Annotated in this window: 15 protein-coding genes; 8 read left to right on the top strand and 7 right to left on the bottom strand. The window is 73.4% G+C overall.

Going from position 1 to position 12912, the window contains the following annotated elements; translation table 11 throughout:
• Both ACWCSD_RS34610 and ACWCSD_RS34605 read left to right on the top strand, forming a co-directional pair.
• A partial coding sequence (locus ACWCSD_RS34610) for a DUF6223 family protein (RefSeq protein ID WP_449921280.1) occupies positions 1-111 on the top strand: 111 nt, incomplete at its 5' end.
• Positions 112-246: 135 nt separating this feature from the next.
• Entirely contained in the window at positions 247-495 is a 249-nt protein-coding gene (locus ACWCSD_RS34605) for a hypothetical protein (protein ID WP_449921277.1), read from the top strand.
• A 99-nt stretch (positions 496-594) separates the two neighbouring features.
• Here ACWCSD_RS34605 and ACWCSD_RS34600 read toward each other — a convergent pair whose 3' ends face one another.
• Positions 595-1218 (bottom strand): TetR/AcrR family transcriptional regulator, encoded by a 624-nt coding sequence (locus ACWCSD_RS34600; RefSeq protein WP_449921274.1) that lies wholly within the window; start codon positions 1216-1218, stop codon positions 595-597.
• Positions 1219-1322: 104 nt separating this feature from the next.
• Between ACWCSD_RS34600 and ACWCSD_RS34595 the strand changes: the two genes are divergently transcribed.
• The 3 genes from ACWCSD_RS34595 (at position 1323) to ACWCSD_RS34585 (ending at position 2904) form a co-directional block, all read left to right on the top strand.
• Positions 1323-1811, top strand: coding sequence for a cupin domain-containing protein (locus tag ACWCSD_RS34595; protein ID WP_449921271.1), 489 nt, complete (start codon positions 1323-1325; stop codon positions 1809-1811).
• Positions 1808-2227 (top strand): DUF6294 family protein, encoded by a 420-nt coding sequence (locus tag ACWCSD_RS34590; RefSeq protein ID WP_397160076.1) that lies wholly within the window; start codon positions 1808-1810, stop codon positions 2225-2227. Before ACWCSD_RS34595 ends, ACWCSD_RS34590 begins: the two co-directional genes overlap by 4 nt.
• Before the next feature lie 77 nt (positions 2228-2304).
• Positions 2305-2904, top strand: a complete 600-nt coding sequence (locus ACWCSD_RS34585; RefSeq protein WP_397160074.1) for an LGFP repeat-containing protein — start codon at positions 2305-2307, stop codon at positions 2902-2904.
• 67 nt (positions 2905-2971) lie between these two features.
• Here ACWCSD_RS34585 and ACWCSD_RS34580 read toward each other — a convergent pair whose 3' ends face one another.
• Positions 2972-3469: a hypothetical protein gene (locus tag ACWCSD_RS34580; RefSeq protein ID WP_449921268.1), complete on the bottom strand. Its 498-nt coding sequence runs from the start codon at positions 3467-3469 to the stop codon at positions 2972-2974.
• Positions 3470-3562: 93 nt separating this feature from the next.
• On the opposite strand from ACWCSD_RS34580, the gene ACWCSD_RS34575 reads away from it, so the two are divergent.
• Positions 3563-4054, top strand: coding sequence for a winged helix-turn-helix transcriptional regulator (locus ACWCSD_RS34575; RefSeq protein ID WP_397160070.1), 492 nt, complete (start codon positions 3563-3565; stop codon positions 4052-4054).
• Positions 4055-4095: 41 nt separating this feature from the next.
• Here ACWCSD_RS34575 and ACWCSD_RS34570 read toward each other — a convergent pair whose 3' ends face one another.
• Together ACWCSD_RS34570 and ACWCSD_RS34565 are read right to left on the bottom strand one after the other, a co-directional pair.
• Positions 4096-4665, bottom strand: coding sequence for a hypothetical protein (locus ACWCSD_RS34570; protein ID WP_449921265.1), 570 nt, complete (start codon positions 4663-4665; stop codon positions 4096-4098).
• Entirely contained in the window at positions 4662-5315 is a 654-nt protein-coding gene (locus tag ACWCSD_RS34565; protein WP_449921262.1) for an RNA polymerase sigma factor, read from the bottom strand. The genes ACWCSD_RS34570 and ACWCSD_RS34565 overlap by 4 nt, the downstream gene beginning before the upstream one ends.
• 72 nt (positions 5316-5387) lie before the next feature.
• On the opposite strand from ACWCSD_RS34565, the gene ACWCSD_RS34560 reads away from it, so the two are divergent.
• Positions 5388-5513, top strand: coding sequence for a hypothetical protein (locus tag ACWCSD_RS34560; RefSeq protein ID WP_397160064.1), 126 nt, complete (start codon positions 5388-5390; stop codon positions 5511-5513).
• 85 nt (positions 5514-5598) lie between these two features.
• On the opposite strand, the gene ACWCSD_RS34555 is transcribed toward ACWCSD_RS34560, so the two are convergent.
• Positions 5599-5925: a hypothetical protein gene (locus ACWCSD_RS34555; RefSeq protein WP_358293641.1), complete on the bottom strand. Its 327-nt coding sequence runs from the start codon at positions 5923-5925 to the stop codon at positions 5599-5601.
• A gap of 124 nt (positions 5926-6049) precedes the next feature.
• Positions 6050-8059: an acyltransferase domain-containing protein gene (locus tag ACWCSD_RS34550; RefSeq protein WP_449921257.1), complete on the bottom strand. Its 2010-nt coding sequence runs from the start codon at positions 8057-8059 to the stop codon at positions 6050-6052.
• 344 nt (positions 8060-8403) lie between these two features.
• On the opposite strand from ACWCSD_RS34550, the gene ACWCSD_RS34545 reads away from it, so the two are divergent.
• The gene (locus ACWCSD_RS34545) at positions 8404-9240 is read left to right on the top strand and encodes an IclR family transcriptional regulator (RefSeq protein ID WP_449921254.1); all 837 of its coding nucleotides are present in this window, start codon (positions 8404-8406) and stop codon (positions 9238-9240) included.
• A gap of 125 nt (positions 9241-9365) precedes the next feature.
• On the opposite strand, the gene ACWCSD_RS34540 is transcribed toward ACWCSD_RS34545, so the two are convergent.
• The coding region (locus ACWCSD_RS34540) for a hypothetical protein (RefSeq protein ID WP_449921251.1) at positions 9366-12912 on the bottom strand (3547 nt) is incomplete at its 5' end.

Raw genomic sequence — 12912 nt, 5'->3', positions numbered from 1 at the left:
GGTCCGGGCACCGGCTACGGCATCGTCGGCGGCTATCTGGACCTGATCCTCGGCCTGGCCGCCGTCGTCCTCGGCGTCCTCGTCCTGAACCGCGCCCGCCGCACGACCTGACCGCCGAACAGCGCGAGTCCCGTGACGCGAAGGCTTCCCCGGTGGCTCGGCCCGTGAGCCGGGGGCCGCGACCGCGGCGGATGCCGAGCAGGCCGATCTTCGTTCAAGAGGTCAAGGTCAGGGCAGTTGCGGGTCATGGACGAACAGGACAAGCTGCCCGAGGACATGCCGCCCGCGGTCGGACGGGTCAACGGGGAGAGCGACACCACCGCCGCGCGGGCGGCGGTCGAGGTGAGGGACACTCCCCGGCCGATCCCCGCCGAGCCGGTCGAGCCACCGCCCGATCCGGAGGAGAAGGTCGCGCAGGAGCGGCGCGAGGTGGCCGAGGAGTCCGTCGAGGCCGAGGAACCGGGCGTGGAGCCGGACGTGGAGCCGACCGACTGACCACCTGCCCACCACCTGCCCACCATCCGCCCATCCGCGACGCCCGCCCGTCCGTCCGCCCATCAGGACGCCGGCCCGCCGGGACGATCCGCCGGGGCGTCAGGAGGGCAGGAGGGCGTGGGAGAGCTGGTCGGCGCTCCAGTTCTCCCACTGCGCCGGCGTCCAGCCGCACTCACGGGTCATCACCAGGAACAGGTCCGGTGACAGCAGCCCGACGGTGATGTCGGTGGCCCGCTCGGCGGTCAGGCCGGGCCGCAGGGCGTGCAGGCGGTCGAGGATGGCGACGACCTGCCCGTGGGCGGTGTGCCGCTGCTCGCTGTTGACGGCCCACTGGGCGGCCATGTCGGCGTCCGTGGCCGCCGCGTCGCGGACCACGGCCAGGACGGGGGCGACGCGGCCGAGGATGACGCCGCTCTGGTGCACCCACCCCCTCACGACCTCCCTCGGGTCTCGCGACGCCTGCAAGGCCGCGAACCACGGACGTTCCAGCAGCGGCACGGGCTCGTCGTCACCGGCCGAGGCGACGTCGACCACGTGCTTGAGCAGCCCGCTCTTGGTGCCGTAGTGGAAGTACACCGTCTGCACCGAGACCCCGGCCGCGTCGGCGACCTGCTGGAAGGTCGTACCGGCGTAGCCCCGCACGACGAACAGCCCCTGGGCGGCGTTCACGATCCGGCTTCTGGTCTGGGCCGAGCGCCGCTTGGGGCTCTTGACGTCATCCATCGATTTAGAGTACCACTTTAGAGTAGCACTTTAGAGTGAAGCTACAAGGGGTGGTGAGGCATGACGTCCATCGCGATCCGGCTCCACACGCTGCGGAGACGGCCATGAGCGCGCTCCATCTGCCGGCCGGCGGCGGCGCCGTCCACCCGTTCCTCGGCACCACCATGACCGTGAAGGCGGGCGGGCCGGAGACCGGCGACCGGCTCACCGTCATCGAGCAGGAATGCCCGCCGGGCTTCGCCACGCCCCTGCACGTGCACCGGGACGACGACGAGGCGTTCTACGTGCTGTCGGGGACGGCGCGGATGCACTGCGGCGAGCGGTCATGGCAGGTCGCCGCCGGGGCCTTCGTCCTGCTCCCCCGCCGGGTGCCGCACGCCTTCGCCAACGTCCAGGACGCTCCTCTGCGTCTGCTCCAGCTCACCTGGCCCGCCGGATTCGAACACTTCGCCGCCGAGGTCGCGGCCGGGGACGTCGATCCCGGCCATCTGGCCGAGGTCGCCGCCCGTCACGGCTACCAGGTCATCGGCCCGCCCCCGGACACCGCCGTCCGCCCCCCGGCACACCCCCCATGCCCCGAGGAGTCCTCATGAATGGCGTCCGCAAGACCGCCGGCGTGCTCGTGTCCGCCGTCGTCCTCACGTCGTCCGTCACCGCGACGGCCGGCGCGTCCGCCCTGGAGCAGAAGACGTACGTCTGGCGCGGCTACCTCTCGGCGGGCCAATGCACGATCGAGCCCGGCGCCACCTGGACCCTGTACTCCAACGGCACGGCGCGCCTGGACGCCACCGTCTCCAGCCTCGGCGACGACGACGCCTGGCTGATGTGGGCGCACCTGAAGGACGGCGCCGGCGCCCTGCTCGGCGACATCCGCGTGTACGGCAGCACCAGCACCAAGTTCGTCAAGAACCTGCACGACCGCCGGACCTATCGCTGGATCGCCAAGGGCCAGTTCGACCCCGACCTGTTCGACCTGGTCAAGCGCATGTCACTGAGCAAGCACTGCTGAGCCGCCCGAACGCTCCCGCACCAGGCCCCACCAGGCCCCACCGCACGCGCGCCGACACCTTCGACGAGAGGACGCCCATGAGCCGCGCAGCCTCACCATCCCGAACCGGCACGGCCGCCGCCCTGCTCGCGGCGACCTTCTGCCTCGCCACACCGGCGCCCGCGGCGGCGGCCGGCAGCGCGTGCGACCCGGCGCTGGTGGCGCCGTCCGGCAGTCTCATCGGCGGCCTGTGGCGCTCCAACGGCGGCGAGCGCAGCGTGTACGGCTGCCCCACCACCAAGGAGTACGGATACCCGGACAAGAAGGGCTCCTGGCAACGCTTCACCAACGGCAAGATCGTCTGGTCGCCGAACCTCGGCGACGGCGCCCTGGTCCGCGTCTACCGGAAGGGCCAGAACCTCGTCTTCAAGTGGAGCGGCCTCGGCCGCGACTGGGACTTCTTCAACGTCCGCTGGAGCAAGGACGGCGGCAAGGCCACCCAGGTCCGGACGGGCCGGCTGACCGCCTGGAGCGGCCAGTACGTGATGGCCCCCTACGTACGGGACGGCGTCGGCACCACGACCAACGGCCACGAGGTCAACACGTTCGCCTTCGTCGTCCAGGGCTGCGACCGTGCGACCTTCGGCTCCGACTGCGGCCCCTGGAGCATCCCCACCTCCATCGGCCTCGCCCACTGACCAGCCTCGCCGCGGGGACGGCCGGAAGCGTCGCCCGCGCCCGCGCCGAACGTCCGTTCGCCGCTCATCAGGGCAGGCGGGCGTGTTCGGCTCGGGTGGCGGCGATCCGCTCACGCGCGAGCGTACGGGCCCGTTCGGTGTGGTCGCCGGTGAGCCGGGCGAGGATCGTGGCGAGCGGCCTGATCCGGCCCCAGCCGCCCCAGTGCCCCTCGGGAATCTCGGTGGGGAACACCCAGATCCGGCTGGCGTCACGCGGCCAGGCGCCGTTCTCCGCGTCGAGGATCGCCTCGGTGACCTCGGCGATGACGCTCGCCCGCTGCTGCGCGTCGAGCTGGCCCTCGGGGACGGACGGGACGACCTTGTAGCGAGGTGCGTCCGCGGGTTCTCCGCCGACGTAGACGCCGGCCGGTCGATGCAGCCAGAGCCAGGAGACGGAACGGCTCACCGGGTCGGCGGGGTCGAATCCCTCGTTGCGGATGAGGATCTCGGTGATGCGGTTCAGCAGGGCCGCCTCGGCGTCCGGCTGGAGCGCGCCGTCGGGAATGTACACGTCGAGCATGGGCATGGTCGCTCTCCTTCTGAGTTTAATTCTTCAACTCAGGCCGGAGTCTACGAGGGCTGAGTACAACTTGTAAACCCAGACGGGTACACTCACCCCATGGAGACGCGGCGAATCGACCCGGTGAACTGCTCGGTGGCGCGCGCCCTCTCGGTGGTCGGGGAGCGCTGGTCGCTGCTGATCGTTCGCGAAGCGCTGGACGGCGCGCGCCGGTTCGGAGAGTTCCAGTCCCGCCTCGGGATCGCCAGAAATCTCCTGGCGACCCGGCTCGAGACCTTGGTGACCGCGGGAGTGATGCGCCGCGCGCCCTACCAGGATCCCGGGGATCGGCAGCGCTTCGCCTACGAGCTCACCGAGCAGGGCCGGGCGTTGCGACCCACGCTCGTGGCGCTCCTGGAATGGGGCGACACGTACCTCGCCGATCCGCAGGGCCCGTCGGTCATCGTCCGGCACCGGCCCGTCGACGATGCGAGCTCCTGCGACGAGCCGGTCAAGGTCGTCCTCGAGTGCGCCGCGGGGCACCGCCACCTCGCCCCGGAAGACGTCTGCCGCACGCCCGGGCCAGGCGCGCGCTTCGTGGAGAGCTCCTGAGATCCCAGGATCGCACTGTCCCTCCCGCGAGGACGGTGGCGTCAGTGCGACAGCGGCGCATCCGTGGTGTCGACCAGTTCGCAGTCGGCCACCGGCCCCTCGGCGACGCGCGCCCAGATCCCGGCGACGTTCCTCTCCTCGCTGACACTGAACTCCAGCACGCCCGTCTGCCCCTCCTTGATCACCTTGGGGTCGATGACGAAGCCGGCCTCATGCCCCTCGGGCGGCGGGAACACCGACAGCGGCGCCTCCTCCTGGCTCAGGAAACGGGCCGCGCGCGGCTCCGGGCCGCACTTCTTGCCGTCGGGCACGTAGCTGACCACCACGTTCGCCCCCAGGCCCCGCAGCTCGGCCTGCAGCCCCTCGGGGTCCTGCGCCTCGCTGATGCTGATGTCGATCAACCCGTCGGACGCCCTGGACACCGCGTACGCCGGCCCCCCGAACAGCAGCGGGACGGCGACGGCCACGGCGGCCGCCAGCGCCCCGACGGGAGCCAGCAGCCCGACCCGGGACGGACGAGTACGGGGCGCCTTCTCGATCTCGGTCATCACGAACTCCTTGAGCAGTTGGCGACGGCCCTCGGGAAGATCACGCTCAACCGGCACGTTCATCGGACCTCCTCCTTGGCAGGGCCTCGGTCACCTGTTACCTGTCGGCTCGTCCCGGCGAGTTCCCCGAATCCTGCGATTTCTCCGCGTTCCCCGGGTTCCCCAGGTTCCCCGTGTTCCGTGAGTCCGTCGCGTTCCGCGAACTCGGCGAGCTTCCTGCGAGCCCGCGACAGGCGGGACCGCACGGTGCCCACCGGCACGCCCAGCGCCTCGGCGGCCTGGGCGTAGTCCAGCGCGGCCCAGACGCACAGCGCGAACACGTCCTGCTCCTGCTTGCGGAGCCTGCCGAACGCCCGCCTGACGGCGGCCAGCCGTTCGGCGTCGTCGATGCGCCCGACCACCTCCTCGGCGAAGTCCGGCACCGACTCGCCCTTGGAGATCCTGGCCAGGGCGTCGTCATGGCGGCGGGCGGCCCTGCGGACGTTACGGGAGACGTTGGTCGCGATGCCGAGCAGCCACGGCCGCAGCGAGCCGCCCTCGGGATCGATCTTCGCGCGTAATCGCCAGGCTTCCAGGAACGTCAACGCCATGACGTCCTCCGCCTCGCTCCAGTTGGCCGTCAGGCGGAAGGCATGGTTGTAGACGGCCTTGGCGTACTCGTCGAAGAGTCGCGAGAAGGCCGCCCGATCCCCAGCTCGGATCCGGGCACGCATCGACATATCCACATATCAGTACTGTCCGCCCACCACCCCGAGTTCCCGAACACCTGCCACATCCTCGGCCGCGTGGTCCTGACCGCCACCGCCGAGCCCCCGCCGGCCCGCGACCCCCGATCGACGCCGTTCGACGGCCACCTGGAGGAACGGACCGATGCCCGCACGCCGCACGGAGAGGGCATCGGCCGATCCTGACGGTCGCCGTCGACGGCCGGCTCCACCGGTGAAGGGCTCCCGACCATGACCGAGGGCCTTCACCGGCGTTTCGTCGCCTTCCGGGTCAGACGCGGCGCTCGTCGACGCCCACGGCGCCGACGCCCGTGCCGAGCCGGCCGCAGACGCCCTGCGACTGGCCCGAACGACCCGGCGGGAGATCGACCCAGTCGCCGACGACGTCGGGCGCCCAGCCGCAGGTGATCACGGCCCGGAACCGCCAGGTCTGGCCCGTCGGGTTGCTGCACATCGCGATGCCGAGGTAGTTGTCGTTGTTGTGGACGAAGGTGTCGCAGTCGAGGACCGTGGCGGCCGACGCGGGCGCGGTGAACCCCAGCGACAGCAGGGCGACGGCCCCGGCGACGACCGCCGCGACATGCCTTGTCTTGCGCAATGCCCCTCCTGAACGAACGCTTGCCTGTCACTTACCGTCATGCAGCGTACGCAAAGAGTGGCGGCGACGGAAGGCGCGGTCTCGTCAGGAGTCGCTTCCCCGGGATGTCGGCGGGGCGGGGCGTTCATGCCGTGTTGGTCGGCGAGGGCCACGATCGTCCGCTCCCCTGCCACGGCTGGTCGCCGAAGGCCGGGGTGAGCTCGTACAGGAGCCGTTGGGGGCCCTGGTAGAAGGCGGCCAGCAGCGGGGGCTCCGCCTCCAGTTCGGCGGCCAGGACGTCGAGCGCGGCGGGCAGGTCGACGTCCGCGGTCGCCACCGCGACGCAGGCACAACCGGCCAGTTCGGCGGCCAGCGGCTGGATCGCCCCCGTGAACAGGCCGGCGATCGGGTGCGGCACCACCTCCTGACGCAGTGCGTCCATGACGAGGGCGGCGATGCTGTGGAGGTGCGGGAAGCGCGCCGCGGTGGCGATCATCGCCTCGCGCACCGGTCCGGCGTCGGGGCCGGGACGGGCGACCACCCGCAGGTGCCGGGGCGTCAGAGGAAGCCAGGTCCAGTCGATGGTGTCGGCGTCGGCCACCACGACGTCGTCCCGATCGTCGGTCAAGGCCCGCAGCGCCGGGACGTCGGCCCCGCCGCACAGCAGAAGCGTCGCCGGGGGCAACATCCGATCGACGGACGGGAAGAGCGGCGGCGCGAGTGGCGGCGCGGGCGCGAGCCGCGGACGCGCCCCCTCCCCGAGCCCCGCGCCACCAGCCACCCCCAACCGACCCGCCTCCCGCCCCAGAGCCGCGCGACCGGCCACCGACCAGCCTGCCTCCTGACCGAGAGCCGCACCACCGGCCCTCCCCGATCGGCCCGTCTCCTGATCGGCGTCCCCTGGACGGGCCGGGGCGGGCACGAGCCCGGCACCGGCCTGCGGCCACGCGCGCCGTTCCGCCGCTTCGCCGCGCCGGGCGAGCTCTGCGGGCCTGTAGCGCGGGGCCGGCCCTGGGTGTTCGTCACGCAGGGTCGGCTCTGGGGGTTCGTCGCGCGGGGCCCGCTCTGGGGGGCCGTCGCGCTGGGCGAGTTCGGCGGGTTCGTCGCGCCACGGCGGTTCTATCTGGTCGAGGAGCAGGGAAGGGCCGCCGTGCGCGGCCGGAGCCGGTGTGGGGGCGGAGCCGTTCGGTGCCGGTGCGGGGGTGTTCAGGGCGGCGGCGGGGTGGAGGGGCTCGCCTGGCCGCCAGGGGCCGTCGGCGGCGAGCGGGGAGACGGCGGTGGCGGCGGGGACGATGGCGCGGACCAGCGCGACCGCGTCCTCGCCCGCCCCGCACTCCAGGAAGACCTCCGCGCCACGGGCGGCCAGTCCCCGGACGGCCTGGTGGAAGTGCACGGCGACGACCATGGCGTCGGCGGTGACGGCGACGGGATCGTCGTCGGGGGTGAGCAGACGTCCCAGCGTCGGCGAGAACACCGGCCAGCGCGCCGGAGCCGTCCTGACGCCGGGCATGCGCCCTTTCAGGTCGGCGGCCGCGGCGGCGACCGCGGGCGTGTGGGCGGGGTGCGGAACCCGGAGAACGGCGCTCGCCCAGCCCAGATGTCCGGCGATCCGGGCCGCCTGCGGCATCAGCTCGCGCGGCCCCGACAGGATGCACCGCCGCGGCGTGTCGTCGCAGCCGACCACGAGATGGGGATGGTCGAGCAGCGCGACCAGGTGCCGGGCCTGCACGGCCGAGACGTCGAGGGACATCATCGCGCCCGGCCAGCCCAGGCCGGTCAGTGCGCGGCTGCGCGCGCAGGCCAGGCGCGCCCCGTCGCCCGCGCTCAGCACCCCGGCGGCGACCAGGGCCCACAGCTCCCCGAGGCCGTGGCCCACCAGCGCGTACGGCTGGAGCCCCTCCCGTACGAGGGTGTCGAAAGTGGCTAACGACACCGCCATCAGGGCCAGGTAATGGCTCTCGGGGCCGGGCGGGCGGGGGGCGTCCGGGGTGAGGAGGTAGTGGCTGAGCCGTGGCGAGCCGTACTCGGCGGCGGCCGCGTCGATCTCCGCCAGGAGCTCCGGGACGGCCGGCGTACGGGCGGCCAGGGGCGCCAGCACCCCGGCGGCGGGCATGGCTACGCTGCCCGGGAAGACCGCGACGACTTTGCTGCGCATGTAGTCCCTTCCTGGAGGCGGGGCTTTGCGGCGCACGGGAAAGGACCGGCGAAGGGCGCGTTCTTGGCGAACTGATCGTGCCCGTCGCCGGTGTCCGTCCGGCCGAACGACTGATACCGCTCGCACACGATAAGTAGTCGTGCCATTGCGACACGTCACCCTATCGACGGAGAAACTCGCCTATAGCCGTCCGCACCTCTTGCGATCAGGCCCCCGAAGTGTGCACTCGGCTCGCGGCATCACTTTGAGTGATTGGTTAGTCACTTATGGCGGCCGGGATTCTGGGGAGCGCGTCCGTCCTGGTGATACGAACGGGTGGGTCAGTGCGACCCGGGGGGTGCGCGATGGAATTCTGCCCGGAAGAGCTCGGCGGCGGCCACGGTGACGACGGACGAGCCGGGCCCGCCGCCGGGCGCGGGGTGCTGCACGGCGCGTTCGCGGTGCTGGAGGAGCTCGCGCGGGTGGAGGAGGCCGGGCTGACGCAGCTCGCCGTGGCCACCGGCCTGCCCAAGGCGACCGCCCACCGGTTGTTGTGCCGGCTCACCGACCTCGGCCTGGTCCACCGCGAGGACGGCGGCCGCTACCGCATCGGCACGCGGATGTTCCGCTGGGGTCAGCGCTGGTCACCGGCCCAGGTGCTGAGCACGGCCGCCGTGCGGCCGCTGCGCCGGCTGGCCGCCGCTGGATGCGCGGTGACCATCGCGGTCAGGGACGGCGACGACGTCATCGTCGTCTCGGGGATCGGCGACCCGGCCGTGGACGAGGTCTTCCGCATGCGTCCCGGCCTGGTGCTGCCGGTGGCCAGCGCCGCCGAGGTCGTGCTGGCGGTGGGCAACCCGGTGTCGGGCCGCCGTCCCGATCCCGGTCGGAGCCTGCCGGAGGGGCACTCCCCGGCCGAGTGGGCGCGGCGGGTCGGCGACGCCCGCGAGCGGCGGGTGGCCTTCGACTTCGAGGCGGCCCTGCCGCCCCTGGGCTGTGTGGCCGCCCCCGTGCGCGCGCCGACGGGGGCCGTGGTGGCCGCGGCGGCCGTCGTGGTGGTCGGCACGAACCGGCTGCCCTTGCTGGCCGACGCCGTACGCGAGACCGCGGCGTGCATCAGCGCCAATCTGGCCCGGGTGCCGGGAGCGGGCCGTGCCCTGAGCCTGCTGGCCGCCCCGGAAGGCCCGCCACCCGGCCGGTAGATCGCCACCGACCGATAGGCCCGCCACCCGACCGGTAGGTCGCCCACCGTCCCAAGGCCATGAGCCATGCACCCAAGAGGCCATGACCGGCGGCCGTCGCCGCCGGTCACGGCCGGGCGGTCCGGCTAGGCGTCGAAGTCGATGACCAGCCGCCCCAGCCGGGCGCGCAGCGGGACGCTGTCGGCGTGCGCGAGCCGCTCGCCCACCGGGATCCGCTCCGGCGCACCACCCCCGGCCGCGTCGATGACGACCGTCTCGTCGGCCGTGCCGGGGTCGGTGCGGTAGCGTTCGCGCTCCTCGACCAGGAGGCGGTACTGCCAGACGATGTCCAGCACCGCCGGCGGGATCACCGCCGACCACTGGTAGCCGGCCCCGGCCGTGCCGCAGGCCAGTTCGGCCTTGATCGGCGTGTCCGTCCAGTCGAGCTCCTCCGCGCTGGTGAAGGGCCGCCGCTGGACGGTCGCGGTGACGCGGTGGCTCGCCGCGACCCCGGGCAGCCCGGCACCGGCCGACGCGCCGAGCTCGGTGGCGGCGGCGGGCCCGGCGAGGACGACGCGCAGCCCCCCGCCGGACACCTCCTCGACCGTCAGCGTCCGGAGCGGCACGAGCTGCGCGAACTCGGCCTGCACCACCGGCGACAGCTCCAGCCCGGTCAGCGCGTGCGGCTGGTAGCGGGCCAGGGCCAGGCGCAGGTACGGGAAGCAGGCCGACGCCTGGCCGGCCGTGCCCAGGTCCACGTCCACGTCGGCGAACCACAGGCGCTTGTCCGCGTCGTACGACGGCTCGTACGCCACGACGGCCCCCATCAGCTCGCGGCCCTCCCCCGACTCGGCCAGTCGCAGCCCGACGGCGGTGACGGGGCCGGGGAAGTTGCCGGGAGCGGGCGGGGGCAGCACGGTCGCGTCCGACCAGACGGGGTCGGTGCCCCACCGGGTCGCCAGCCGGCCGGGCAGCGCGTCGCCCCCGGGCGGGTCGAGGACGACCGCCAGCAACTCGTCGTCGCCGGAGGAGAACCACGGCCGGTCCAAGTGGACCCGGACGCCGGCCCCGTCGCGTACCGACACCAGACGCCGCTCGCGGCGGTCCTCCTGCCGGCTCCACCGGAAGGTGGGCAGCAGGTACGACGGCTTCGGCGGCTCCGGCCGCCTGCTCGCGGGCACCGGCCAGCCCCGCCCGGACGGTCCGGCGCTCGGCTCGCCGGCGCTGGTGACGAGGCCGGGATCGGCGGTGATCGACGGGTGGAAGTACTCGCGGAACCGGGTGGTGGCGGTCGGCCGGTAGGCGACGTTGCGGTGCAGCGTGTCGCCGAAGTCGTGGCGGACCGGGGTGGCCGAGTGCGGCAGGCGCACCTCCTCGCGGTCGGCGGGGGCCAGCTCGACCCGGCCGACGTGGGCGTGCTCCCTGATCCGGCGGGGGGCCGGTTCGGTGACGTCGTCGATCCAGCGCGTCCAGGTGGCGTCGATGTCGACGTGCCCGGTGCTGCGGGGGTGTGCGCGCAGGGTGCCCCGCAGGTCGGCGAAGGTCTGTTCGGGGTCGCGGGCGAAGTCCAGCCCGGCGAGCGCGGGCGGTGACAGCGGGCGTTCGACGGCGTGCACGAGGCGCAGCTCCGTGTACGGGGTGAGCAGCCAGTTCAGCCCGGCCACGGTCTCCTCGGCGATCAGCTCCCGCTCGGCGTCGGTCAGGTCGCGCCAGAAGTCCGAGACGAGCAGGCGCTGCCAGACGGGCAGCAGGGCGAGATCGGCCGCGGTGAGCCGGCAGCTGAGCCGTACGGTCGCCGTCTCGGCCTTGGGCAGGTGGACGGTGAGCCGGCGCGGGACGTCCTGCCATCGCGGCGGCCCGTCCCCCTCCTCGATCCGCAGGGTGAACGGCGCCGCGTCCGGCCAGCCGTCGTGGAAGCCGTCGTAGAAGGAGACGGGGTACATGGGCGGCGCGCCCGGCAGGCCGTACAGCGTGACGCCCCTGGCCAGGACGTCGGGCAGGTACGGCAGGATCAGCTCGGCGGCGGTGTGCACGACGAACTCGCCGCGCTTCAGCCCGGCGCCACGCGTCACGGGCAGCTGGGTGACCGGCTCGGGGTCGGCGGCGTCGTGCTTGGCGACCGCGATCTCGCCGAAGAACAGCAGGTCGCGGGTGCGGCGCGGGTCGTCGGCGTAGCTGACCACGGTGTCGAGGAACGTGCCGGCCTCGCGGGCGGCGGCCGTGAAGAACCGTCTGCGCACCTCCTGCGGCCGGTCGCCGCCGATGGCGTCGTCGAACCGGCCGTGCCGCTCGGCCATCTGCAGCGACGTCTTGGGCGGGGCGACGAACCGCTCGTCGTAGTAGACGTACCGGCGGCTCAGGCCGTCGGCGGCGGGCGGGTGGTCGGTGTGGCCGGGGACGTCCTGGCGGTCGAGGGCCCACTCCCAGGCGGGGACGTCGCGTCCGGCGGCCGTGACGGTGCTCCGGATGACCAGGCACTGGCTCGACTCGCCCTCGTTGAACGGCCTGCGCTCGACGATGACGGGCGGCGGCACCGGCTCCCACCGCGAGTACGTGATCGCCCGCGACAGCGCGGACGCGGGCGCCTGCGCCTCCGGGTCCAGGGCGTTGCCCGCCAGGTCCACGACGCGGGCACGCAGCCGGTAGGTGCGCCCGTACCGGAGCGCCGGCAGCGAGCCGGGCACCGGCGTGAACTTGGTGTCGAGCGGGAAGTTCGCGTCCACCTCCGGATCGGCGACGACCGGCCGGCCGAACCTGTCCAGCGTGCGGCCGGGCAGCGGGGCGGCCAGGCTCCAGCCGTCCCAGCCGAACAGCGCCTGGTGCACGTACAGCTCGTCGGTCCTGGTGGCGTCGCGGGTGACGGCGCTCGCCCGGACCGCGCCCTCGTCGTCGGCGATCCCCTCGATCCAGTACGGCGGCTGCCCGCCGCGGCGGATGAGGTAGGAGCCCCGGCGGCGGCACAGGGAGAGCCAGCCGGTGACGGCGCCGTCCGGGCCGACGACCCGCAGCGAGACGGTGACGGTCGTCCGCGGGAAGGTGATGCCGTCGGCGCCGAAGGTGCCGCTGAACGCGAGGCGCGTGCCGACGCGGCCCGTCGCCGGTCCGGTCACGGTGAGCGTCGGCTCGTACGGCCCCACCGCGACGGTCACCGATGAGCCGCTCCCCCGGAACCATGAGTTGCCCGGCCAGTACACCTGATACTTGTACGCCCCGGTGGACGGCGGCGTGTCGGTGAACCGGTAGGTCCCGTCCGCCGCCGTGGTGACCTCCTCGAACGGCCTGGAGGTGCCGTCGGGGAGCCAGCGGTACAGTTCGAGCGTCTGCACGCCGGGCGGCAGTCCGCTGCTCAGCGTGACCCGTCCGGTGAAGGCCGACTCCTGGAGCGTGGTCACCTTGGCGGGAGCCGTCAGGGTGAGCGTGGAGGAGTGGTAGGGCGAGGGCGGCAGCCGCCAGAGGTGCATGCGGCCGGTGCCGGGCTCCTTCAGGACCGCGAAGGTGACGGTGCCGTAGAACTCGACGCTGCCCGCCACCACGGTCTTCCCCTGGTGGGCGGCCGTGTAGATGACCTCCGAGGTGGTCGCGTCGTACACCACGAGCTCGGCCGCGTCGCCTGCCGGGGAGTTCCAGCCGCCCACGACGTAGGCGTCGTTCGGGCTGGCCCCGACGGTGACGGGGACGCCCTGGTCGCCGAAT

Source organism: Nonomuraea sp. NPDC001684, from assembly GCF_053596515.1.
This window is presented reverse-complemented; position numbering and strand designations above follow the sequence as displayed.

What these genes read in the sequence shown, in the direction of transcription:
- ACWCSD_RS34580 (WP_449921268.1), bottom strand. Translation starts at nt 3,469, where the DNA reads ATGCCCATGCTCGACGTGTACATTCCCGACGGCGCGCTCCAGCCGGAC.
- ACWCSD_RS34570 (WP_449921265.1), bottom strand. Translation starts at nt 4,665, where the DNA reads ATGAACGTGCCGGTTGAGCGTGATCTTCCCGAGGGCCGTCGCCAACTG.
- ACWCSD_RS34550 (WP_449921257.1), bottom strand. Translation starts at nt 8,059, where the DNA reads ATGCGCAGCAAAGTCGTCGCGGTCTTCCCGGGCAGCGTAGCCATGCCC.
- ACWCSD_RS34585 (WP_397160074.1), top strand. Translation starts at nt 2,305, where the DNA reads ATGAGCCGCGCAGCCTCACCATCCCGAACCGGCACGGCCGCCGCCCTG.
- ACWCSD_RS34595 (WP_449921271.1), top strand. Translation starts at nt 1,323, where the DNA reads ATGAGCGCGCTCCATCTGCCGGCCGGCGGCGGCGCCGTCCACCCGTTC.
- ACWCSD_RS34605 (WP_449921277.1), top strand. Translation starts at nt 247, where the DNA reads ATGGACGAACAGGACAAGCTGCCCGAGGACATGCCGCCCGCGGTCGGA.
- ACWCSD_RS34565 (WP_449921262.1), bottom strand. Translation starts at nt 5,315, where the DNA reads ATGCGTGCCCGGATCCGAGCTGGGGATCGGGCGGCCTTCTCGCGACTC.
- ACWCSD_RS34545 (WP_449921254.1), top strand. Translation starts at nt 8,404, where the DNA reads ATGGAATTCTGCCCGGAAGAGCTCGGCGGCGGCCACGGTGACGACGGA.
- ACWCSD_RS34590 (WP_397160076.1), top strand. Translation starts at nt 1,808, where the DNA reads ATGAATGGCGTCCGCAAGACCGCCGGCGTGCTCGTGTCCGCCGTCGTC.
- ACWCSD_RS34600 (WP_449921274.1), bottom strand. Translation starts at nt 1,218, where the DNA reads ATGGATGACGTCAAGAGCCCCAAGCGGCGCTCGGCCCAGACCAGAAGC.
- ACWCSD_RS34575 (WP_397160070.1), top strand. Translation starts at nt 3,563, where the DNA reads ATGGAGACGCGGCGAATCGACCCGGTGAACTGCTCGGTGGCGCGCGCC.